Source organism: Chelatococcus asaccharovorans (genome assembly GCF_003201475.1).
Taxonomy (GTDB): domain Bacteria; phylum Pseudomonadota; class Alphaproteobacteria; order Rhizobiales; family Beijerinckiaceae; genus Chelatococcus; species Chelatococcus asaccharovorans.
This window is the reverse complement of the sequence record NZ_QJJK01000001.1, coordinates 749,295-770,371: the sequence shown is the minus strand read 5'-3', so window position 1 is coordinate 770,371 and position 21,077 is coordinate 749,295. Positions and strand designations below refer to the sequence as shown.

Annotated in this window: 23 protein-coding genes and 1 tRNA gene; 14 read left to right on the top strand and 10 right to left on the bottom strand. The window is 65.0% G+C overall.

From position 1 onward, the window contains the following. Positions 1-22: 22 nt before the first annotated feature. From sdhA to C7450_RS03605, 7 genes are all read right to left on the bottom strand, one after another. Entirely contained in the window at positions 23-1,870 is a 1,848-nt protein-coding gene (sdhA, locus tag C7450_RS03635; RefSeq protein ID WP_110372984.1) for a succinate dehydrogenase flavoprotein subunit, read from the bottom strand. A gap of 3 nt (positions 1,871-1,873) precedes the next feature. After that, entirely contained in the window at positions 1,874-2,269 is a 396-nt protein-coding gene (sdhD, locus tag C7450_RS03630) for a succinate dehydrogenase, hydrophobic membrane anchor protein (protein WP_110372983.1), read from the bottom strand. A gap of 9 nt (positions 2,270-2,278) precedes the next feature. Continuing rightward, positions 2,279-2,692 (bottom strand): succinate dehydrogenase, cytochrome b556 subunit, encoded by a 414-nt coding sequence (gene sdhC, locus C7450_RS03625; protein WP_110372982.1) that lies wholly within the window; start codon positions 2,690-2,692, stop codon positions 2,279-2,281. 183 nt (positions 2,693-2,875) lie between these two features. Then, positions 2,876-3,385, bottom strand: a complete 510-nt coding sequence (locus tag C7450_RS03620; RefSeq protein WP_110372981.1) for a cysteine hydrolase family protein — start codon at positions 3,383-3,385, stop codon at positions 2,876-2,878. A gap of 23 nt (positions 3,386-3,408) precedes the next feature. After that, the gene (folD, locus tag C7450_RS03615) at positions 3,409-4,302 is read right to left on the bottom strand and encodes a bifunctional methylenetetrahydrofolate dehydrogenase/methenyltetrahydrofolate cyclohydrolase FolD (protein ID WP_110372980.1); all 894 of its coding nucleotides are present in this window, start codon (positions 4,300-4,302) and stop codon (positions 3,409-3,411) included. Further along, positions 4,299-4,670 (bottom strand): DUF167 family protein, encoded by a 372-nt coding sequence (locus tag C7450_RS03610; RefSeq protein WP_110372979.1) that lies wholly within the window; start codon positions 4,668-4,670, stop codon positions 4,299-4,301. Before C7450_RS03610 ends, folD begins: the two co-directional genes overlap by 4 nt. Next, positions 4,648-4,938 (bottom strand): YggT family protein, encoded by a 291-nt coding sequence (locus C7450_RS03605; protein WP_110372978.1) that lies wholly within the window; start codon positions 4,936-4,938, stop codon positions 4,648-4,650. The genes C7450_RS03610 and C7450_RS03605 overlap by 23 nt, the downstream gene beginning before the upstream one ends. A gap of 186 nt (positions 4,939-5,124) precedes the next feature. Here C7450_RS03605 and C7450_RS03600 point away from each other — a divergent pair. Beyond that, positions 5,125-5,200, top strand: a tRNA-Ala gene (locus C7450_RS03600). Between the two features lie 100 nt (positions 5,201-5,300). Here C7450_RS03600 and C7450_RS03595 read toward each other — a convergent pair. Next, complete coding sequence (locus C7450_RS03595) at positions 5,301-6,845, bottom strand: adenosine deaminase family protein (protein WP_110372977.1); 1,545 nt, start codon at positions 6,843-6,845, stop codon at positions 5,301-5,303. A 513-nt stretch (positions 6,846-7,358) separates the two neighbouring features. Between C7450_RS03595 and C7450_RS03590 the strand changes: the two genes are divergently transcribed. From C7450_RS03590 to C7450_RS03570, 5 genes are all read left to right on the top strand, one after another. Further along, positions 7,359-8,294, top strand: coding sequence for a CPBP family intramembrane glutamic endopeptidase (locus tag C7450_RS03590; protein ID WP_110372976.1), 936 nt, complete (start codon positions 7,359-7,361; stop codon positions 8,292-8,294). 165 nt (positions 8,295-8,459) lie between these two features. After that, positions 8,460-9,152, top strand: a complete 693-nt coding sequence (locus C7450_RS03585; RefSeq protein WP_245449454.1) for an energy-coupling factor ABC transporter ATP-binding protein — start codon at positions 8,460-8,462, stop codon at positions 9,150-9,152. Beyond that, positions 9,149-9,811, top strand: a complete 663-nt coding sequence (locus C7450_RS03580) for an energy-coupling factor transporter transmembrane component T family protein (protein ID WP_110372974.1) — start codon at positions 9,149-9,151, stop codon at positions 9,809-9,811. Before C7450_RS03585 ends, C7450_RS03580 begins: the two co-directional genes overlap by 4 nt. 2 nt (positions 9,812-9,813) lie before the next feature. Next, entirely contained in the window at positions 9,814-10,368 is a 555-nt protein-coding gene (locus tag C7450_RS03575; protein WP_110372973.1) for a biotin transporter BioY, read from the top strand. A 90-nt stretch (positions 10,369-10,458) separates the two neighbouring features. Further along, the gene (locus tag C7450_RS03570) at positions 10,459-10,695 is read left to right on the top strand and encodes an Lrp/AsnC ligand binding domain-containing protein (protein ID WP_110372972.1); all 237 of its coding nucleotides are present in this window, start codon (positions 10,459-10,461) and stop codon (positions 10,693-10,695) included. Between the two features lie 52 nt (positions 10,696-10,747). On the opposite strand, the gene C7450_RS03565 is transcribed toward C7450_RS03570, so the two are convergent. Continuing rightward, the gene (locus C7450_RS03565; protein WP_110372971.1) at positions 10,748-11,227 is read right to left on the bottom strand and encodes a hypothetical protein; all 480 of its coding nucleotides are present in this window, start codon (positions 11,225-11,227) and stop codon (positions 10,748-10,750) included. Between the two features lie 527 nt (positions 11,228-11,754). Between C7450_RS03565 and C7450_RS03560 the strand changes: the two genes are divergently transcribed. The 6 genes from C7450_RS03560 (at position 11,755) to C7450_RS03535 (ending at position 18,814) form a co-directional block, all read left to right on the top strand. After that, the gene (locus tag C7450_RS03560; protein ID WP_245449453.1) at positions 11,755-12,762 is read left to right on the top strand and encodes an aldo/keto reductase; all 1,008 of its coding nucleotides are present in this window, start codon (positions 11,755-11,757) and stop codon (positions 12,760-12,762) included. Positions 12,763-12,823: 61 nt separating this feature from the next. After that, positions 12,824-13,273, top strand: coding sequence for an RbsD/FucU family protein (locus C7450_RS03555; protein ID WP_110372969.1), 450 nt, complete (start codon positions 12,824-12,826; stop codon positions 13,271-13,273). 194 nt (positions 13,274-13,467) lie between these two features. Continuing rightward, positions 13,468-15,009, top strand: coding sequence for a UxaA family hydrolase (locus C7450_RS03550; protein ID WP_110372968.1), 1,542 nt, complete (start codon positions 13,468-13,470; stop codon positions 15,007-15,009). A 146-nt stretch (positions 15,010-15,155) separates the two neighbouring features. Beyond that, positions 15,156-16,316, top strand: coding sequence for a glycosyltransferase family 4 protein (locus C7450_RS03545; RefSeq protein ID WP_281064257.1), 1,161 nt, complete (start codon positions 15,156-15,158; stop codon positions 16,314-16,316). After that, on the top strand, positions 16,313-17,002 hold the full coding sequence (locus tag C7450_RS03540) for a class I SAM-dependent methyltransferase (RefSeq protein ID WP_110372967.1): 690 nt from the start codon (positions 16,313-16,315) through the stop codon (positions 17,000-17,002). The genes C7450_RS03545 and C7450_RS03540 overlap by 4 nt, the downstream gene beginning before the upstream one ends. 30 nt (positions 17,003-17,032) lie before the next feature. Further along, positions 17,033-18,814 carry an ABC transporter ATP-binding protein gene (locus C7450_RS03535; protein WP_110372966.1) on the top strand — a complete coding sequence of 594 codons (1,782 nt, stop codon included), beginning with the start codon at positions 17,033-17,035 and terminating at the stop codon, positions 18,812-18,814. A gap of 15 nt (positions 18,815-18,829) precedes the next feature. Here C7450_RS03535 and C7450_RS03530 read toward each other — a convergent pair whose 3' ends face one another. Next, complete coding sequence (locus C7450_RS03530) at positions 18,830-19,552, bottom strand: protein tyrosine phosphatase family protein (protein WP_110372965.1); 723 nt, start codon at positions 19,550-19,552, stop codon at positions 18,830-18,832. A gap of 244 nt (positions 19,553-19,796) precedes the next feature. Here C7450_RS03530 and C7450_RS03525 point away from each other — a divergent pair, with 244 nt between their 5' ends. Then, entirely contained in the window at positions 19,797-20,303 is a 507-nt protein-coding gene (locus C7450_RS03525) for a GNAT family N-acetyltransferase (RefSeq protein ID WP_110372964.1), read from the top strand. A gap of 167 nt (positions 20,304-20,470) precedes the next feature. Then, complete coding sequence (gene ppa, locus C7450_RS03520) at positions 20,471-21,010, top strand: inorganic diphosphatase (RefSeq protein ID WP_110372963.1); 540 nt, start codon at positions 20,471-20,473, stop codon at positions 21,008-21,010. The last annotated feature ends 67 nt before the right edge of the window (positions 21,011-21,077 follow it).

The following is a 21,077-nucleotide window of genomic DNA, read 5'->3' as shown; positions in this document are numbered from 1 at the left end:
CCGGCGGGGCGAGCCAACGCGATCAATAAACGCGAGCTTTCGGCTCGATGTACTGGATCTCGTTCGACATGGTGTAGCTGTGCACCGGCCGGTAATCGAGCGTGACGCTTTTCTTCGCCTCGTCGATCCAGGCCAGGGTGTGTTTCATCCAGTTCACGTCGTCGCGGCTCGCATAGTCCTCGCGGGCGTGGGCACCACGGCTCTCGGTGCGGTTGGCCGCGCCCTCCATGGTGACGACGGCCTGGGTGATGAGATTGTCGAATTCCAGCGTCTCGACGAGATCCGAGTTCCAGATCAGCGAACGATCGGTGACGCCGATGTCGGCTGCACCCGTCCAGACGTCCTTGATCAAGGCGCGGCCTTCTTCCAGCACCTCGCCGGTGCGGAACACCGCGCAGTTCGACTGCATGGTGCGCTGCATCTGAAGCCGGAGTTCGGCGGTCGGCGTCGCGCCCTTCGCATAACGGAAGCCGTCGAGGCGGCTCAGCGCGAGATCGGCGGAATTGGCCGGGAGATTGGCGTGCTTCTCACCCGGCTTGACGAGTTCGGCGGCACGCAGGCCGGCGGCACGGCCGAACACCACGAGATCGATCAGCGAGTTGGAGCCGAGGCGGTTGGCGCCGTGCACCGACACGCAGGCGGCCTCGCCGAGCGCCATGAGCCCGGGGACGATGAAGTCGGGATTGCCGTCCTTCAGCGTGACGACCTCACCGTGGTAGTTGGTGGGAATGCCGCCCATGTTGTAGTGAACCGTCGGCAGAACCGGGATCGGCTCCTTGGTCACGTCCACGCCGGCGAAAATCTTCGCTGATTCGGAGATGCCGGGCAGGCGCTCGTGCAGGACGGCGGGGTCGAGGTGGTCCAGATGCAGGAAGATGTGGTCTTTCTGCTTGCCGACGCCACGACCTTCACGGATTTCCAGGGTCATCGAGCGGGAGACCATGTCGCGCGGCGCCAGATCCTTCACGGACGGCGCATAGCGCTCCATGAAGCGCTCGCCCTCGGAATTCGTGAGATAGCCGCCCTCGCCGCGCGCGCCTTCGGTGATCAGGCAGCCTGAACCGTAAATGCCGGTGGGGTGGAACTGCACGAATTCCATGTCCTGCAGCGGCAGGCCGGCCCGCAGGACCATGGCGTTGCCGTCGCCCGTGCAGGTATGGGCCGAGGTGGCGGAGAAATAAGCGCGGCCATAACCGCCCGTCGCCAGAATCACCAGATGCGCGCGGAAGCGGTGAAGCGTGCCGTCGTCGAGCTTAAGCGCGATCACGCCGCGGCAGCGGCCTTCCTCATCCATGATGAGGTCAATGGCGAAATACTCGACGAAGAACTCGGTATTGTTGCGGAGGGCCTGGCCATACAGCGTGTGCAGCATGGCGTGGCCGGTGCGGTCAGCGGCGGCGCAGGTGCGCTGGGCCGGCGGGCCCCTGCCGAAATCCGTGGTCATGCCGCCGAACGGCCGCTGGTAGATGCGGCCGTCTTCGGTGCGCGAGAACGGAACGCCCCAGTGCTCGAGTTCGTAGACCGCGGCCGGCGCGTTGCGCACGAGATATTCGATGGAGTCCTGGTCGCCCAGCCAGTCCGATCCCTTGACGGTATCGTACATGTGCCACTGCCAGGTGTCGGGGCCCATGTTGGCGAGCGAGGCCGCCACCCCGCCCTGCGCGGCAACCGTGTGTGAGCGGGTGGGGAACACCTTGGTGATGCAGGCCGTCCGGAGGCCTGCCTGGCTGCAACCGACGGTCGCGCGCAGGCCGGCCCCGCCGGCCCCGACGATGATCACGTCGAAGGTGTGATCGGTGATGGGATAGGCACGACCGTTGATGCTGGGCGTTGATGCGCCGATGGTCGTGGTCTGGGACGCCTGAGCCATGACTTAAATCCCGAAGGCGATCTTGAGAACCGCAAAGGTCGCGGCCGCGCCGATGGCGACGGCGAAGAACGTGTTGGCCATCACGGCGACGACCTTGGCACCCTCAGAATGCACATAGTCCTCGATGATGACCTGCATGCCGATGCGCATATGAATGACGCCCGACAGGATGAAGAGGAGCAGGAGGATGGCGATCAGCGGCTGGCCGACGGCGAGCCGGGCCTCCTCGAAGTCGCGCCCTGCCACCGACACCACGATGATGATGAAGGCGATCGCCAGAGGGACGTTCGCCACGGCCGTCAGCCGCTGCAGCCAGAAATGTTCCGTGCCGGACCTTGCCGAGCCGAGACCGCGCACGCGCCCCGCTGGGGTGCGGATGGAGAATTTGAACTGCGACATGGCGCTCCCTCAGCTCAGGCTCAGGCCGACAACCCACACGAGAAGCGTGAGCGCGGCCGATGCGACGAGGCTGCCCTTGGCGAGCATAAGCCTTTCCTTCGGCTCGAAGCCCTTGCCGAAGTCCCACATGAAATGGCGGAGGCCGCCCATCATGTGGTGCAGGAGGGCCCAGGTGTAGCCGAACAGGATGAGGTAGCCGAGCCAGGAGCCCATGAACCACTGCACCCGATCAAAGGCACGCGGGCCAGTGGCCAGCGCGACGAGCCAGATGACGAGGAGCAGGGTACCGATATAGAGCGCACCGCCGGTCGCGCGATGCATGCCGGACATCACCATCGTCCAGGTCAAGCGATAGATCTGGAGATGTGGTGAAAGAGGCCGGCTGTGAGCCGGTTGGGACGTGGGCGCTTTGGCCTCGGCCATGGGCGGGTCTCCAGAGACCTCTCGGAACAGGTGGGTAGTCTAGAGTTAGTCGAAGTTGTTCCGGTTGGTACTCAATATGGGCGGCAATCGCAATGCAGTAAGGGACGTGCTGTTGTGACAAAAAATGATTTTTGTCATTTCGCGTTGTCCCGGCGGTCCGGGATTGACTAACTAGATTATGTTTTACAAAGCCTTGCTCGGCTGGGTGAGCCATGGTCTTTTTCGGCTGGCCGAAAGCTCGACTCCGGCGACGATCGCGCTCGGCGGGGCGATTTTCGCATCCGCAACAGACATGGGTCCGTCGGATAGCCCGGCCTCGTCGCCCATGATGATCACGCGGTAGCCGAGACCGGTCGCGTCGGCACAGCTCTTCGCGAGGCCGCCAAGAGGGTTGGCCGCCGCGAGAACGAGGGTCGTGATACCGGCGGCCGTCAGGCGCGCATCGAGATCCGTTTCTGCAAAGATGCCGGCCGGGCCATGGGTCATCACGGGGATGCCCGTGTCTGCCTCGGAAAGGAGGCCTTCATCCGCTACGGGGTCGTGCACGGGCGTGAGGATGGCGCGCGGCATGTCCGCGGCGCGCCAGGCCGCGAGCAGGGCAGCCAATGGTCCATCATGCAGTCTTGATGCTGTCGCCCCCTCGCCGAGAACGAGGAGGGCGGTGTCCTGCGGCAAGCGAACTGGCGTCGTCATGGTCACCGTCCATAAAATGGGCCTCACACAGCCGTGTCGGCGAGCCCGCGGCGCAGGCGCGCGGCGGTCAGCGTATTCCTCAGCAAGCAGGCGATGGTCATGGGGCCGACGCCGCCGGGCACGGGCGTGATCGCCCGGGCCTTGCCGACCACCGCGTCAAAGGCGACATCGCCGACAAGGCGCGTCTTCCCCTCGCCAAGGTCGGGCGCGGGAATACGGTTGATGCCCACGTCGATCACGACGGCGCCGTCCTTCACATGGTCGGCGCCGAGCATCTCTGGACGGCCGACCGCGGCGACGAGGATGTCGGCCCGGCGACACACCGCGGCGAGGTCGCGGGTGCGCGAATGGGCGATCGTCACCGTCGCATTCTGTTGCAGGAGCAGTTGGGCGATCGGCTTGCCGACGAGATTCGACCGGCCGACGACGACCGCCTCGGCGCCGGCAATATCGGGCAGGACGGAGTTGATGAGCATCATCGCGCCGAGCGGGGTGCACGGCACGAGCCCGGCGCGTCCGCTGGCCAGGCGCCCGGCGCTGGCGTCGGTGAGACCGTCCACGTCCTTGAACGGATCGATCAGGGCAATCACCGGCGTGGCATCGAGCCCGGGAGGCAGGGGGAGCTGGACAAGGATGCCGTCGACCGCGTCATCGGCGTTGAGCCGGCGAACGAGGTCTTCCAGATCCCGCTGGCTCACGCTCGCCGGCAGCTTGTGCTCGATGGAGCGCATGCCGATCTCGACCGTCTGCTTCGCTTTCGAACGCACATAGACCTGGCTGGCCGGATCCTCGCCCACCAAGACGACGGCAAGGCCGGGCGCGGTTCCGACGGACGCGCCGAAAGCGGCCACAGCCCCCGTGAGACGCTCGCGCAGGCCTGCTGCGAAAGCTTTGCCGTCGATAATGATCGCGCTCACTGGCTCTCTCCTCGATCACCGGTCTGCGATAATCTACCGAGCATTTCAGTGAGGCGCCCGGTGATATCTGTTGCATTGCCGGCCAGCGCTATCGTCTTGAGACGCATGCGATGGCCACTTTTCAGGCTGGCCGCGGAAGCCGGCACCCCGGCCGCCTTTGCGAGCATGGCGATCAGCGCAGCATTGGCGGCACCGTCCTCCGCCGCCACCCGCACACGCGCCTTGATGACGGCGCGCCCGTCCGACAGGACCGCGATGCCGTCAAGCGCATCACGTCCGCCGCGCGGCGTCAGGCGCACGGTCACGACGAGGATGCCCTTGTCGTCGACGCGCCACGGCCGCGCCTCAGAGGAGGAGGCTGTAGGCATATTCCCGGATCAGGCTGGACACGAACCACAGCAACAGCAGCAGAATCACGGGCGAGATATCGACGCCGCCGAGGTTGGGGAGGATGTTGCGGATGGGCCGCAGCGCGGGTTCCGTGATCTGATACAGGAAGTTGCCGATCGCGCGCACGATATCGTTGCGCGGGTTGATGACATTGAACGCCACCAGCCAGCTCATGATCGCCGAGGCGATGACGAGATAGGAATAAACATCGATGACCGTAAGAATGAGGTTGATGAAAGAGATCATGGGCGCGCCTGACGTTGCATCATCGGGTCTGTGTAGCCGCGGTATCCCGGCGGCACAAGAATTGTGCGCGAAAGGCGGGGCCGCGTTTGGTGCAGACCGGCGCCGAACAATTCACGGGGTGTGATCATTCTGGGCGATTGACATTGCCCATGGAGGCGCCCTACAACGCGCAAACCCGCCGGGTCGGGGGCTGTAGCTCAGATGGGAGAGCGCTGCAATCGCACTGCAGAGGTCAGGGGTTCGATTCCCCTCAGCTCCACCAGCCGCCTTGAGGCTGGCGATAGTCCAGGGATATTTTCAAACAAGTTCGGACTGTTTCCGCGACAGCCGGCTGGCTGAATCCGGCCCCGGCTGCGCGCGCCTCAGGACCCGGTCGCGAACAGGGCAAGTCCCATCGCCCTGATCTGGTCGAGCGGGGATTGCTCCGTCGCCACAGCCTGCTCGAAGGCGGCAAACGAACGATCGAGCCGATCGAGCTCCTTCTGCTTCTCGTCAGCCATCAAGAATGAATGGACGATGGCGTTCCGGGCTATCGCCTTGAGCCGCCGATAGCCGAGGCCATGGTCGCGGGCGGCACGGTAATATTCGTTGCCGAGATCGATGCGCGACACGCCGGCGTCGTCCGTTGCGAGAACCACGGGCACGCCCGCGGCCAGATAGAGCGTAATCGGATGCTCCTTGCCGCGCACCCCCAGGATGACATCGCTCGACGTGAGCGCAATCTCGACGGTGACGCCGCGGCGGCGCATCTCGGCGAGGAGGCCGTCCATGTCGCGCTCGAAGACCACCGCCGTGCCGTGGCCGATGCGGCGCGCGCCCGCGGTTTCGACCGCATCGCGGATGTGGAACGCAAGATCAGGCGGAGGCACCAGTCCCATCCACAATTCGCCGGCATGCAGCGCGACGGGCACATCATCGCGGGCGAGGAAGCGGATCCAGCGCATGTGGGTGCGGTAGTCACGCAATGAGATCCGGTAATCTTCCGGCCCCACATAGTTGATGCCCACCACGATATGCGGTGCCTTGCGCACCAGTGCCGTGGCAAGCGCCGTCTGCGCGAAAACCTCCGCGGGTGCGCTGTTGCGATTGATCTGGGCGATGAAGCGGAAGGTCACGGCGCAGCCCGGATGCTGCTTGTCGGATCCGCAGTCCCGCAGGCTCTCGATCCGGCCCATCAGGTCGCTGAGCTGCTGAGCCCGCGCCGTCACCAGGTCGGCGAGGCCCGCGCGCTCGAGGGCTTCCAGCATGGCGGCAGGCTCGGCCTCCTGGCCGATCGCCTGCGCCATCTCACGCCGTTGCTCGCCCTCGAAGAAGGTCGCCATGAACTCGACATAGTGCACGGCTTCCGCGTCATATTGCCGGAGCTGGTCCACCGTCATCGCGGCGATGCTTTGTGCGGTCTTGTCCCAATTGTCTCCGCCGGTTGCCGCGTTGAACTTGCTGAACGTGCTGAAGAACTGATCGTGCCCCGACGGCACCTCCAGGGAGGGCAGGAACCAGCGCATGGACAAGGCATTGATCAGGAGATCGTAGTGTGTCTGGCCATTTCGCCCGGATACGGCATCCGCGACGGGTATGGCAGACGGATCGGCGCCGCACGGCTGACCCTGGCCAACCTCGGCCGGCGGCGCCATCAGCGTCATGTCGGAACGTCGCAGACAAAGTCCGTCGCGGATCGCCCAGGCGACATAGCGCTCCGCGTAGACCGCGCCGGACAGATGCGTGTGGAGATCGCCCCCCTTCGGCATCCGGCGGAGAAAGGCCCGCATGCGCGAAGGGTCGGTTTGCAGATCGTCGAAATGCGCCGTTGTCGTGACTTCATTGCCGTTGCCCAGGACGACGATCAGGCGCGCGAAAAGGCCGGTCGCAGCCAGGGCGAGGACGACGATCCAGATATATCGGCGCAAAGCTGCCCCCGTGCGGAAAACGGTTGAGCCTAGCCCAAGCTACGGCCAGGGGGAATGCGGGACTGATGGAATGGCGAGCATAATACAACCCTTCTTATCTCACGCGACGGACAAGGCGAGCGCGGGCCAGACGCACGCCGTCACCGGCGGGCGACAAGCAGGTGCCGTCCCCCGGAGCCGTTTCGCGGTCACGGCCTGAGAACGGAGGGCTTCCCAATATCGCGGGTTCGCGTGTATTGACGCGAGGTGTGACGGGGATCGCGAGTCGCAGGGCGATGCCGTTGCCGGGTCGGATGCCGCCCGTCTGCAATCGCTCTCGATCCGGCAAGCCGTCTTTGCCCCGTTGTACCGTCCGGAGATTTTTACGGTTTCGATATGTCCTGACATTCGTTCGGCGTTCCCGGCCGCTGCCGTCTGGCGACAGCCGACCCATGCGCCGATGTTCACCAAGGCGACAGGCGAGCCTCACCAGAGATCCTCGCATATTTCGCGATCGGATCATGTGGTGTGACCATGCAGAGCCGGCCTCCCTTCCTCCGTTACCTCGACAATGCACGTGGCGGGCGCCTCAGCATCGGGCTTCTCGTCGCCGGCTGCGTCGTGATCGTGGCCATCTGTTTTGTCGCTCAGTTCTTTATCGTCGCTTTCGCGGGCCTGTTCTTCAGCCTCTTGGATGACGGAGTGGCCGGCGACGACGCCTTTCTCACGACGACCGACCTCCTGGCGACGCCGGGCGGGATGTTCATTATGCTGGCGTCCATCGGGAGCGTCTGGATCGGCGTGTGGCTGGCCTTGGCCCGGCTGCAGAAGCGACGGCTGGCGAGCGTGCTGGGAGCGGACGGGCACATCACGCGCGACCATTTCGTCCGCGGCACCCTCGCCGCACTCTTTGCAGGTTTCGTCGCGGAATTCGCCGCCTATGTCGTCGACCCCTCGCTCGCCGTGGGCGATGTGGCTTTCGGCACCTGGCTCGTCTGGCTCGTTCCCTTCATCATCATCATCCTGATCCAGACCTCCGCGGAGGAGGTTCTGTTCCGCGGCTACATCATGCAGATCCTCGGCGCGCGCTTCACGAGCCCGTGGATCTGGGCGGGCATTCCTTCCCTCATCTTCACCCTGCTCCACTGGGATCCTGAAGCAACGGGTTGGATGAACCTGGCGCTCCTCGTGAATATCGCCGCTTTCGCCGCTGTGACCGTAATCGCGGTCGCCCTCACCGGCGATCTCGGCGCGGCGATGGGCATGCATTTCGGCACAAACCTCTTCGCCTTCCTTATCGTGTCCCATCAAGGGCTTAGCAATTCAGTCGCGCTCTTCCACGCCCGGCCCTTTGAGGCGCCGGATTGGGTCGCAGGCGACGCCATAGCCTTCGGCGCGATCGGCGTCGCCTCGATCGCCGGCACCCTGTGGTTGCTCGTCGACCCGCGTTCGCCGCTGCGCCTGCGCTGATCGGCCGGCCGGAACGGCGGTTTGCATCGCGCGGTCGCGCGCGGGCATACGAGGAGGGGAGATTTTGCGAGGAGGAGGGATGTTGCCATCTGCGTTCATCCCGGCTTTGGTTATCGCCCGCTGAGTTATGGTGCCGCTGTAATGATCGAGACGTCCCGTCTCCACTTGATCAGATTCGATCGCGTTCGACTGGCGCGGGGCGGGCACCGGCTGTTCGACGGGCTCGATCTCACCGTCTCCGAAAGGCGGGTCGGGCTGATCGGCGACAATGGCTCCGGCAAAAGCTCGCTTCTACGCCTGATCAACGGCCTCATCTTGCCGGACAGCGGAGACGTCTGGGTCGGCGCGCGTGACACGCGCCGGCACCGCAAGGAATTGCCGGGCGAAATCGGCTTTGTTTTCCAGAACCCCGACCATCAGATCATCTTTCCCACGGTGGGGGAGGAGGTCGCCTTCGGCTTTGCCAACCGAGGCCTGAAGGGACGTGCCGCCGAGGCGGAAGCCGCGCGATTTCTGGCGGCACACGGCTGCGCCTCATGGGAGGGCCGGGCGGTTCATGAACTGTCGGGCGGCGAGCGCCAGCGTGTCGCGATCATCAGCGTGCTGGCCGCCAGTCCCTCGCTGCTGCTCCTGGACGAGCCATTTGCCAGCCTCGACCTGCCGATGCGGATGGCGTTCCGGCGGCTGATCGCGGAACTCCCGCTGCAGGTCGTGATGGCCAGCCACGATCTCGAGCTGCTCGCCGATTGCGACCGCATCATCTGGCTGGACCGCGGGCGTGTCGTCGCCGAGGGCCCTCCGGGGCGTATCCTCCCGGCCTATCGCGAGGCGGCCACGCTCCGCGTGCTGGCATCATGATCTCCGCCTATCTCGCGCGCCCCACCTGGCTGCACCGGCTGCCGGCCGGCGTGAAGCTCATCGCCGTCGCGGTGATCAGCGTCGCCGTCCTGCCGGTCACGGACTGGCGGCTGCTTATGCTCGGGCTCTGCGCGGTCGTCGGGGTCTATGCGACATTGGGGCGCGAGGCGCTCCTGCACATCTCGGCGCTGCGGCCGCTTGTCCCTATCCTCCTCGGCATCGGGCTGCTGCAGGTCTGGACCGACAGCTGGCAGGCAGCCGCGGTCTCGCTGTTGCGCATTATCCTGATGGTGCTCGCCGCGGATCTCGTCACGATGACGACGACCCTGCGTGCCCTCATGGCGTCGCTGGAGCCGCTGCTCCGGCCCTTGCGCATCCTTGGGTTCGATCCGGAGCGCCTGTCCCTGGCGATTGCCCTCGTGCTGCGTTTCGTGCCCGTGCTGCTCGCGCAGTGGCAGGCGCGTGAGGAAGCCTGGCGCGCCCGCTCCAGTCGCCGGCGGCCACTGCGTCTCGTTGCGAACTTTGTGGCGGAAACCCTCGTGATGGCCGATCATGTGTCGGAATCGCTTGACGCGCGTGGCTTTTCATCGCGAGAAGCAGTGAAGGATAAACCACGCGCGGCGGCGACGGACCCTTCGGCCGGTCGCGACAGGGAGTAGGCATGGAAACGCGTCATCTCGTCCGCATCGCGCTCTTCGCGGCGCTTCTCGCTGTGCTCGGTCTGTTTCCGGCCTTCAACCTGCCCTTCGTCGCCGGCGTGCCGATCACCATGCAGACGCTCGGCGTGATGCTGGCGGGCGTCCTGCTCGGTGCGCGCTACGGCACCGCCGCCATCTGCCTGTTCATCGCCGTGGTCTTGCTCGGCGCGCCCCTGCTGGCAGGGGGGCGGGGCGGCATCGGCGTGCTGGCGGGGCCAACCGCCGGCTTCCTCATCGGCTGGATTCCAGGCGTTGCCGTGACCGGCTGGGTGATGGCGCGGCTCGTGCGCCTGCCGGTGCTGTGGGCGGCCATCGTCGCCTCGATCGTCGGCGGTATCGTCGTTGTCTATGCGCTCGGCATTGCCTGGCTCGCCTTCTCAGCCAAGCTCAGCCTCCAGCAGGCAGCACTCGGCAGCCTTCTGTTCGTGCCGGGCGATCTCATCAAGGCGGTCGCTGCCGGCTGCGTCGCTGAGGCGACGCGACGGCTCCAGCCGTCCCTTTTCGTTCGCCAGCACTGAGCATCGGACCGGAAGCGCGTAAAGCTTTGCATGGATCTGATGCGCAACCAAAGTCCTGAACCTGTCATCCCGTCTCCGAGGAAACCGCTGATGCAAACGTTCTTTGTGCAGATCAAGTGCAAGCTGGGTAGAACTTATGAAGTCGCCAGCGAGATCGCGGATCGCGAAATCGCCTCGGAGATTTATTCCATCGCCGGCGATTACGATATACTTGTGAAGTTTCACGTTGATGCCGACGTGGACATCGGTCATTTTGTCGCCCAGAAGGTGCAGACCGTGCCCGGCATCGCCGATACGCGGACGCTCATCACGTTCAAGGCGTTCTGAGGGGGATCGTGGCGCGCGTCACTGCGTTCAGGCTGCGGCAGAACGGCCGCGATCAGGCTGCGCGGCGAGCCGCCGAGAAATTGACGATCCGCCGCTCTTCCCGGTCGATCAGCCCCAGCCGCAAGGCGATGACGGCCTCCAGCTCGGCGCGACGGCGTGGCGATTGGCGATTGCGGACGGCGATCACCGCGGTCAATTCTTTCATGATCATGTTATGCAGGGCCACGCATTTCTTATGGTCGAGCCCAAGCTGGTCATAGGTCTGGTAGAGGCATGAGATGATTGATTCGCGGTCGCAGCTTGTGTCGGCCAGGAGCGTCATGATCGCCGCGCCGTGGATCCGGCTCAATTGTTCGGCCAGATTTGAATTGTCCGGAAGCATATAGGCATATACCGGATTGACAATGTCGTGGATAATCGGAAACGCCCAGGAAAAGGAGATGTGTAGCTGATCTGCTGTGAGAACAGTACTTGCCATGCTGCTTTCTTCTTCTTCCATGTCGGAATGTGACGTTGGCCACGCATAGCCCATGGCGGTCCCCTATCCTCGCAATCAATAAATTAAAATTCATTATGGTTAATCTTGTGTTAATCCACGCTCGTTAATATTTCTTTAACTTCACTATAAAGTGTCACGAGCCTAGGCTTCTTTTGCGGTCGGCTCAATCCGAGAAAACTGCGTGTCGAATTGTCCCCAGTGCTTATGATGAGCTGCTTGTCGCAAAGGCACCGCGGAATTGCGCCAAATGCGACGCCCGGGACCGCATCAACCCTGCCACGACGTTGCAACCGAAGTGATTTGTCTCGCCCCGTTTTCTCAGAATTCTGGTATGTCCATGGTTGCATTGTCCTGCCGCTTTGATCGGTGCCGCCCCCATGACGTCAGACCCTTCCCCCGCGAAGTCACAAGAGAAGTCGCAAGAGAAGCCCTCACAGAAGCCCTCACCGAAGCCTCATCCACACAAGCCCGATCCGGGGTTCAGTCCGGAGCAATCCGGGCCGGCCGCCTCGACGCGGGGCCCAATCGCGAGCCGCCGCCTCGGCGGGACGGATCTTCACGTGCCCATTCTCGGCTTCGGCACGGCGCCGCTCGGCGATCTCTACCGGCGGCTTGATGAAGAGGCCGCGCTGGCCACCATCGCTGCGGCCATCGCGGGTGGCATCAGGCTGTTCGACACCTCGCCACACTACGGACGGGGCCTGGCCGAGCATCGCCTTGGCACCGGGCTGCGACGCCTGCCGCGCGATCAGGTGATCATTTCAACCAAGGTCGGCCGCGTCATGGACCCCTGGCGCCCGCGCGCCGTCGCATCAGCGGACGGCACGTCTGGACCGGCGGTGGCGGCGCCTGGCTTCGCCGGCGGCCTGCCGCACCGGCCAATCTTCGATTATTCCCATGACGGGACGATGCGCGCGCTCGAGCAGTCCCTGCTGCGTCTCGGGACCGACCGCATCGAGATCGTCCTCATCCACGACGTCGATGTCTGGACCCATGGCGCCGATGCCATCGAGGGCCGGATCGCCGAAGTCATGGCGGGCGCCTATCCGGCCCTGCGACGCCTGCGCGACGAGGGCGTTGTCAAGGCGATCGGCATCGGCGTCAACGAGGCTGACATCTGCGAGCGGTTTGTGCGCATGGCCGATCTCGATTGCGTGCTGCTGGCAGGGCGCTATTCGCTGCTGGAACAGCCCGCGCTCGTGAGCTTCCTGCCGCTGGCGCAGGCGCGCAATGTCGGCGTCATGCTGGGCGGGGTGTTCAATTCCGGCATTCTCGCCACTGGCGCGGTTCCCGGTGCCCGCTACAACTACAAGCCGGCGCCCCAGCCGATACTGGACCGGGTGGCGGCCATCGACGCCGTCTGCAAGGCGCATGGCGTATCCCTGCCCAAGGCGGCCATGCAGTTCGCGCTGGGACATCCCGCTGTCGCTACTCTCATTCTGGGCGCTGTTGCGCCCGATGAGGTCAGCGCCAATATCGCGGCTTTCGCCACACCGGTGCCGGCCGCCCTGTGGGCGGATCTGAAGGACAAAGGCCTGCTCCAGTCCGAGGCGCCGGTGCCGGTGTGACCGCGGCTGCGCCACGCCGTCTGTTGCCAGTTCATAACCGACCGATTCATGAGGAAAACGCATGCTCAAGGGCATTGATCCGCTGCTGACGCCGGATCTCCTGTGGGTTCTCGCCGCCATGGGGCACGGCGATGACATCGCCATCGTCGACGCCAATTTTCCCGCCGAGACGGTCGCGGGTGCCACGCTGTCGGGCAAGCTCGTCCGCCTGCCGGGCCTGAAGCTCTCGCGGGCCGTGGAGGCCGTGCTGACGCTCCTGCCGATCGACACTTTCGTGTCCGATCCCGTCCGTCGCATGGAAGTCGTCGGAGATCCCGACACGGTTCCGCTGATCCAGCAGGAGGTTCAGCGCGTGGTCGATGCCGCCGCAGGGATCGCGCTGCCGGCGGAGGGGATCGAACGTTATGCCTTCTACGACGCGGCCCGGAAAGCCTTTGCCGTGGTCCAGGCGGGGGACCTGCGACCCTACGGGTGCTTTCTCATTCGCAAAGGCGTGATCCTCGCAGATTAGCAGGGCACCGCCGCCGACAGGGGCTCGTTTACGCGGAGCTAACATGTTAGGCGTAACGGCCCGGTTGGAATGAGTCCAGGGTCGCCGTTCCGGCGATCCTACGAGCACTTGCTTATTGCGCCGGCCATGACAATTTGTGGCGATGAAATCGAAGGAGCAGGTCGCGAGGTCCGCGGCTTGAGGAATATCCGTCCATGGATCAGTTAGTTTCGGACCGCCCCCGGTCGTCCCGCACCATCCGTCTGAACGACGCCGACAACATCATCGTCGCCGTCGATCCGATCGAGCCAGGCGCATTGGCCGAGGGTGTCGTCGCGACCGCGCGCGTCCCGCGCGGCCACAAGATGGCGATCGTGCCGATCGCCCAGGGCGAGCCGGTTCGCAAGTTCGGACAGATCATCGGCTTCGCCTCCTGCCCGATTGCGCCCGGCGATTGGGTGCATGAACACAATGTCGAGATGCACGCCTTTGCGCGCGAGTATCATTTTGCCGAGGACGCGCGTGACGAGCCCGTGCTGCCGCTCGCCGAGCAGGCGACGTTCCAGGGCTTCCGCCGTGCCAACGGCAAGGTCGGCACCCGCAACTACATCGGCATCCTCACCTCGGTGAATTGTTCGGCGACCGTCGCGCGCTACATCGCCAAGGAAATCGAACGCTCCGGCCTCCTCGACGATCATCCCAACATAGACGGGGTCATTCCGCTCGTGCACGGCGGTGGCTGCGCCCTCGATGTGAAGGGCGAGGGCTACGAGATCCTGAAGCGCACCCAGTGGGGCTATGCCACCAACCCCAACATGGCCGGCGTGCTCATGGTCGGCCTCGGCTGCGAGGGCTTCCAGATCAGCCGCTGGATGGAGGCCTATGGCGTGAAGGAGAGCGACACGTTCCGCACCTTCGTCATCCAGGATGTCGGCGGTACGAAGAAAACGGTCGCAGCGGGTGCCGAGGCCATACGCGACATGCTGCCGATCGTGGGGAAAGCCAGGCGCACCACCGTGCCGGCGTCGGAGATCGTGCTTGCGCTGCAGTGCGGCGGGTCGGACGGTTACTCCGGCATCACCGCCAATCCGGCGCTGGGGGCGGCGGTCGATATCCTCGTCAATCAGGGCGGCACGGCGATCCTGTCGGAAACCCCCGAGATCTATGGCGCGGAACATCTGCTCACGCGCCGCGCAGCCGACCGCGCGACGGGGGAGAAGCTCGTCTCCATGATCCGCTGGTGGGAGGATTACACCGCTCGCAACAAGATGGAGATGAACAACAATCCCTCGCCGGGCAACAAGGCCGGTGGCCTCACCACCATCCTCGAGAAGTCTCTGGGCGCGGCCGCCAAGGGCGGCACGAAGACCCTGGCCGGCGTCTATCACTATGCCGAGCCCATCGATCGGCATGGCTTTGTCTATATGGATACGCCCGGCTACGATCCGGTCTCGGCCACGGGCCAGGTCGCGGGCGGTGCCAATGTTCTCTGCTTCACGACCGGCCGCGGGTCCGCCTATGGCTGCAAGCCGACCCCCTCGATCAAGATCGCGACGAACACCGTGATGTACGAGCGCATGATCGACGACATGGATCTCAACTGCGGGGACGTGCTCGACGGCGTCTCGATTGCCGACAAGGGCAAGGAGATTTTCGAGACGGTGCTGAAGGTCGCCTCCGGCGAACGCTCCAAGTCCGAACAGAACGGCTACGGAGACACGGAATTCGTGCCGTGGCAGGTCGGCGCGACCATGTGACGATGCAAAGGCGCAACTGCGGCCGGCTTACGGGCCGCAGTTGCGAGCATGTGCGGCGTCGATGGCGATTGCCGCACCATGCGCGTGGATGGTAAGGGGCGCGATCCCACGTTCAGCCATGCCATGCGCGATCGGTCAGTCTCATTGTGACAGCACGCTCCGTTCTGTTTCTCATCACCGAAGACTGGTTCTTCGTGTCGCATTTCCTGCCGATGGCACGGAAGGCGCGGGAGATGGGCCTCGATGTCACGGTGGTGACGCGCGTGCGGGCCCATCGCGCCGAGATCGAGGCGACGGGCGCGCGCGTCATCGCGCTCGATGCGGAGCGGCGCAGCCTCAATCCTTTCGCCGTCCTGCGCTATCTCAGGACGCTCACGGGTATCCTGAGGGAACAACGCCCCGATATCCTGCATTGCATCGCGCTCAGGGTGATCCTGCTTGGCGGCCTCGCGGCGCGCTTCGCGAAAATTCGCAATCGCGTCTATGCCGTCACCGGCTTCGGCTTCTTCGGCGCGCGGCGTGATGTCGTCGGGCGGCTGGCGCGCCTCGGGCTCAGCGCGGTCTTGCGTGGTCCCTTGGACGGGGAGGGGACGCGCTACCTGTTCGAAAACGAGGATGACCCGCGGGTGCTGGGCTTGAGCCCGACCGACCCACGCGTCGTGATCGTCGGTGGCGCAGGCGTCGATCCAGATGCCTATCCTGTCACACCCATGCCTGCCCAGCCGCCGCTCAGGGTCGCCGTGGTGGCGCGCATGCTCTGGTCCAAGGGCATCGACCTCGCGGTAGAGGCGGTGCGCCGGGCGCGCGTCGCCGGGGCCGATGTGACGCTTTCGCTTTATGGTTCGCCCGATCCCTCCAATCCAAAGGCGGTGCCCGAGCAGCGCCTGCGCGCCTGGGGTGAGATCCCCGGAATCCATTGGCATGGCCCGACGCGGGATCCGGGGGCGGTCTGGCGCGACCATCATGTCTGCCTGCTGCCATCGCGAGGAGGCGAGGGATTGCCGCGCACGCTCCTGGAAGGCGCCATCTGCGGGCGCGCTCTTCTGACCACGGATGTTCCGGGCTGTCGCAGCCTGGTGCGGGACGGCACGGAGGGCGTCGTGGTACCGGCGGAGGCAGGGGCGCTTGCCGAGGCGCTGCAGCGTCTGGCCGCCGACCCGGCGCTCGTGGCCCGTTTGGGGAACGCCGCGCGCGAGCGTATCCTGACAGGCTATACCGAGCGCCATGTCATGGATGCGGTGGGCCGCCTCTACGCCGGACTTCTGGAGGAACGGCCTGCGGCCGGCCAGGCGGGAGGAGTGCCATGATCGACGACAGTGCAGCGGCACGGCGCGGCTTCATTGAAGGCCACACACGTCTCCTCCCTGTGCCCCACGCGCCGGAAATCAGCCTCTATGTTGCCGATGAGGCGACCGCGCTCTGGCAGAAGACCGAGGAGGAGATCGGTACGCTCGGCCTGCCACCGCCGTTCTGGGCTTTCGCCTGGGCGGGCGGGCAGGCGCTGGCGCGCTATATCATCGACAATCCGGATGTGGTGCGCGGCAGAAAAGTGCTCGATTTCGCGGCCGGCTCCGGCCTCGTTGGCATCGCTGCGGCGCGCGCCGGCGGTGTGGATGTGATCTGCGCCGACATTGACGGCTTTGCTGCCGCGGCCATTGGTCTCAACGCTGAGGCGAATGGCGTCGACGTGACGCCGATCACGCGGGACATCGTCGGCGCTGAAGAAGGGTGGGATGTCGTTCTCGCCGGAGACATCTTCTATGAGCGTGATCTCGCCGCAAGGGTTGGCGTCTGGCTTTCGGCGCTGGCGGCGCGGGGGGCCAACGTGCTGATCGGCGATCCCGGTCGCAGCTATCTGCCCAAGGATCGGCTGGAGGTGCTCGCAACCTACAGCGTGCCGGTGACGCGGACGCTGGAGGACAGCGAACTCAAGAGGTCCAGCGTCTGGCAGTTCCGCCGGGGCGAGCACCGATCAGGGGCCTCCGCGTTGTGAGTTGTCCGGTGGTATGCTAGCGCGGTTGCCATGAAACCCATCAAGCTGCCCGAGTTGCCTGGCGATACCCTTCCGACGCTCCTGCGTCTGTGGCACGCGTGGGTGAAGCCGCACTGGCCGACGCTGGCCCTCTCGCTGGTGCTCGTCGTCGTGGTGGCGGCGACGACGGGTACATATCCGGTCCTGATCTCCAAGGCCTTCGATGCTTTCACGGCGAAGGATGAGCGCGCATTGCTGCTGGCGCCGCTGGTCGTCATTGCCGCGACCCTCGTACGCGGCTTCGCCATGTATTTCCAGACGGTGCTGACCAACACGGTGGTCACCCGCATCGAGGCCGACATGCAGAGCGCTCTTTACGCGCATCTCATCGATGGCGACCTGGCGCAGCTCTCTCGCGAGAGCCCGGCCATGCTCACCCAGCGCTTCAGCACGGATTTCATCTATATCAAGGAGGCGATGGCGCGGGTCTTCACCGTGTTGCTGCGCGATGGCGCCACGATGATCGCGCTCGTCATCGCCATGCTGTGGATCGATCCGGTCCTCACGCTTCTCGCCGGCGCGATCGCGCCTTTCGCCAGCCGCCCGATCGCCAAACTCGGCAAGCGTTTGCGCCGCGTCGCGACGTCGACCCAGGAAGAGATCGGGTCGATGGCGAGCCTCGTCTCCGAGAGCTTGGGCGGCGCGCGCGTGGCCAAGACCTTCGGGCTGGAAGGCTACCTCAAGGACCAGGCGCGCGGAGCCTTCGAGAAGGTGCGCGAGCTCAAGATGAAGTCCGCCAATGCCCGCGCCCGTCTCGACCCGCTCCTTGAGGTCGCAGGCGGCCTCGCCATTGCGGCGGTGCTGGCCTATACCGGCTGGCGCATTCTCGCGGGAACCAGCACCGTCGGTGATTTCACCGGCTTCGTGACGGCGCTTCTCATGGCGGCCCAGCCCATCCGCACGCTCGGCAATCTCAACGCCATCGTCCAGGAGGCGATGTCCGCGCTGAAGCGCTTTTATGAAGTGATGGACGAGCCGGCGACCATCGTCGACCGGCCTGATGCCAAGCCGCTTGCGCTCGGCAAGGGCGAGCTCGCCTTCAACGATGTCCGCTTCAGCTATCATGCCGAAGCGTCGGCGCTGAACGGCATCGACCTCGTGCTGCCGGCGGGCCGCACGGCCGCGCTCGTCGGCCGTTCCGGCTCGGGCAAGTCGACGCTGATGGCGCTCGTTCCCCGCCTCTATGACGTGACCGGCGGCGCCGTGACGATCGATGGCCAGGACGTGCGGGACGTGACGGTCGCGAGTCTGCGCGCCTCCATTGCCGTGGTCAGCCAGGATGTGGTCATCTTCGACGACACCATCCGCGCCAACATCGCCTTCGGTCGCCCCGGGGCGACCGATGCGGAGATCGAGGCCGCCGCAAAGGCCGCCGCCGCCCATGATTTCATCATGCGGCTGCCCGATGGCTACGAGACACGTGCCGGCGATCGCGGCTCGCGCTTTTCCGGCGGCGAGCGCCAAAGGCTGTCGCTGGCCCGCGCCATCCTGAAGAACGCGCCGATCCTGCTGCTTGACGAGGCCACCTCTGCGCTCGACGCGGAATCCGAGCGGCTCGTGCAGGATGCTTTGGCGGAGCTGATGCAGGGCCGCACGACCCTCGTCATCGCCCACAGGCTGTCGACGGTGCGGCAGGCTGACCTGATCGTGGTGATGGATCGCGGCCGGATCGCCGAGACCGGCCGCCATGAGGATCTTGTCGCCGCCGGCGGGCTTTACGCCAATTTCCACCGGCTGCAGCTGGCCGATGATGGCGAGACGCAGCCTGCGTGAGCCGTCAGGCTCCGTCTATTCGCGCTTCAGCAGGCGGTCGACCATCATGTCGGACCAGAAGCGTGTCTTGAAGTCGCGCTTGAGCTGCTCCGGGTCGTAGTGCTGCTCGACCCAGGTGAAAAAATCGATGCCCTTGGCCTCGCCCTCGCGCGCGTAGAGATCGAGGAAGGCATCGAGAATGCCGGTCTTGGCGAAGCGGAAATGGCCGTAGCGCGCCGAGAGCTGGCGCTTGGCCTGTGCCACCGGCTTGTTTTCGGCGATGATCAGGAAAAGCGCGGCCATGAAGCCCGCGCGATCGGCGCCGGACTTGCAATGGACGAGGACCGGATACTCAAGATCGGCCAGGAGATCGCGCGCCGCGAACAGCGTTTCCTTGTCCGGCGCCTCGCGCGAGCGCAGCACGAATTCCTTCAGGCTGAGGCCGGCCGCGGCGCAGGCGTCGCGCTCCAGCGGCCAGGAGCCGTAATCGCGCCCGCCACGCAGATTGATGATCGTGCGAATGCCGCGTCGCGCGATCGCGCGCAGCTGGGCCGGCGTGGGCTGGGCGGCGCGCCAGAAGCGATCCGTCACGCGGTGACGGTTGAGATAGATGACGCGAAAAATGCCGTGGTCGACGAAAAGCATGCTGGCGAAGGCATTCGCGCGGTCGAGAACCCCGCCAAGCGGGCGATCCCATCGGGCGGTGCGGGCCATGCGCCGGGCGTAGCGCAATTCAGGCTTCAATAAGCGGTTGAGCACGGATCCTCGATATCAGCCTTGATAATCCCGCCCATAGCAGGAGGATCGCCAGCCGGCAATGACTGCGGGTCTGGCATATGGGGATGAAGTGCCGCAACGAGGCCCCTTCCGGCGCGCCAATGCCCTGGAATCGGCGCATCTCACGGCTATTTCTCGATGTTGTGAAAGGGGATTTTGGCCAAGTTGCAGCTGTCCCGCATCGCGGCTCTTGTCGGAGACCCCGGTCTCGTCTTAGGATTATCTCATGGGTGAGCTCGTCGTCAGTGTCCGTCGTCCTGTCCCCGCCGATGTGCCGGGCCTTACAGACGTGCATGATGCAGCCTGGCGGGAGGCCTATCGCGGGATCCTTCCCGGTCTTGCTCTGGAACGCATGATCGCCAAGCGCGGGCCGGTATGGTGGTCCCGGATGATCCGCCGCGAACGCCCGCTTCTCGTTCTCGATCTCGGCGATCGCATCGGCGGCTACGTGAGCTATGGTCCCAGCCGCACGTTGAATATGGCCCAGCGCGGTGAGATCGACGAACTCTATCTCGATCCGCTGTTTCAGGGCCTCGGCTTCGGCACAAAACTGTTCGCCACGGCCCGGCGAGATCTTGCGTCCAGTGGGTTCAAGGGGCTCGTGGTCTGGGCCCTGTCCGATAATGCGCGGGCCTGCGCCTTTTACGAGCGATTGGGCGGCCGGCGCGCCGGCACGGCGCCGATCCGTTTCAGCGGCGTGACGCTGGACAAGGTGGCCTACACTTTTCCATAAAGCCGACGGTCCACGGCGGTGCCAGGCTGAGCGCCGGTCCGCCCTCCTCTTCGGAGGTCTTGCCGCAAATTTGATCGGCCGGCTATTCGGGACTTGCAGCCGCATGGCGCGGGCGGGTATGAACGCTCGCCGACATGGTGCAATGCAACAATGCGTAAGAGGTTCCTATGCGTCTCGATGCCGTCAAGATCGGCTCCAATCCCCCCGATACCGTCAATGTCGTGATCGAGGTGCCCATCGGCGGCGAGCCTATCAAGTATGAGCTCGACAAGGAGGCCGGCACCCTGGTGGTGGACCGCTTTCTCTATACGGCGATGCGCTACCCCGGCAATTACGGCTTCATTCCCCATACGCTGTCGGACGATGGCGACCCCTGCGACGTGCTGATCGCCAATACGCGTGCGATCATTCCCGGCGCCATCATGGCCTGCCGCCCCGTCGGGGTCCTCCTGATGGAGGATGAGTCAGGCGGCGACGAGAAGATCATCGCGGTTCCCGCGCCGAAGCTGACCATGCGTTACGACAGGGTCCAGAACTACAGCGACCTGCCGGACATCACCTTGAAGCAGATCGAGCATTTCTTCGAGCACTACAAGGATCTCGAGCCCAATAAATGGGTGAAGATTGCGCGCTGGGGCGATGCGGACGAGGCCAAGGACCTCATCCGCAAGGCAATCGAGCGGGCGAATAAGAAGGGCGCGCAATAAAGAAGGGCGCTCCTTCGTATGGCGCGCGCGGCTGATCCCTCCCCTTGAGGGGAGGGATCAGGCCGGT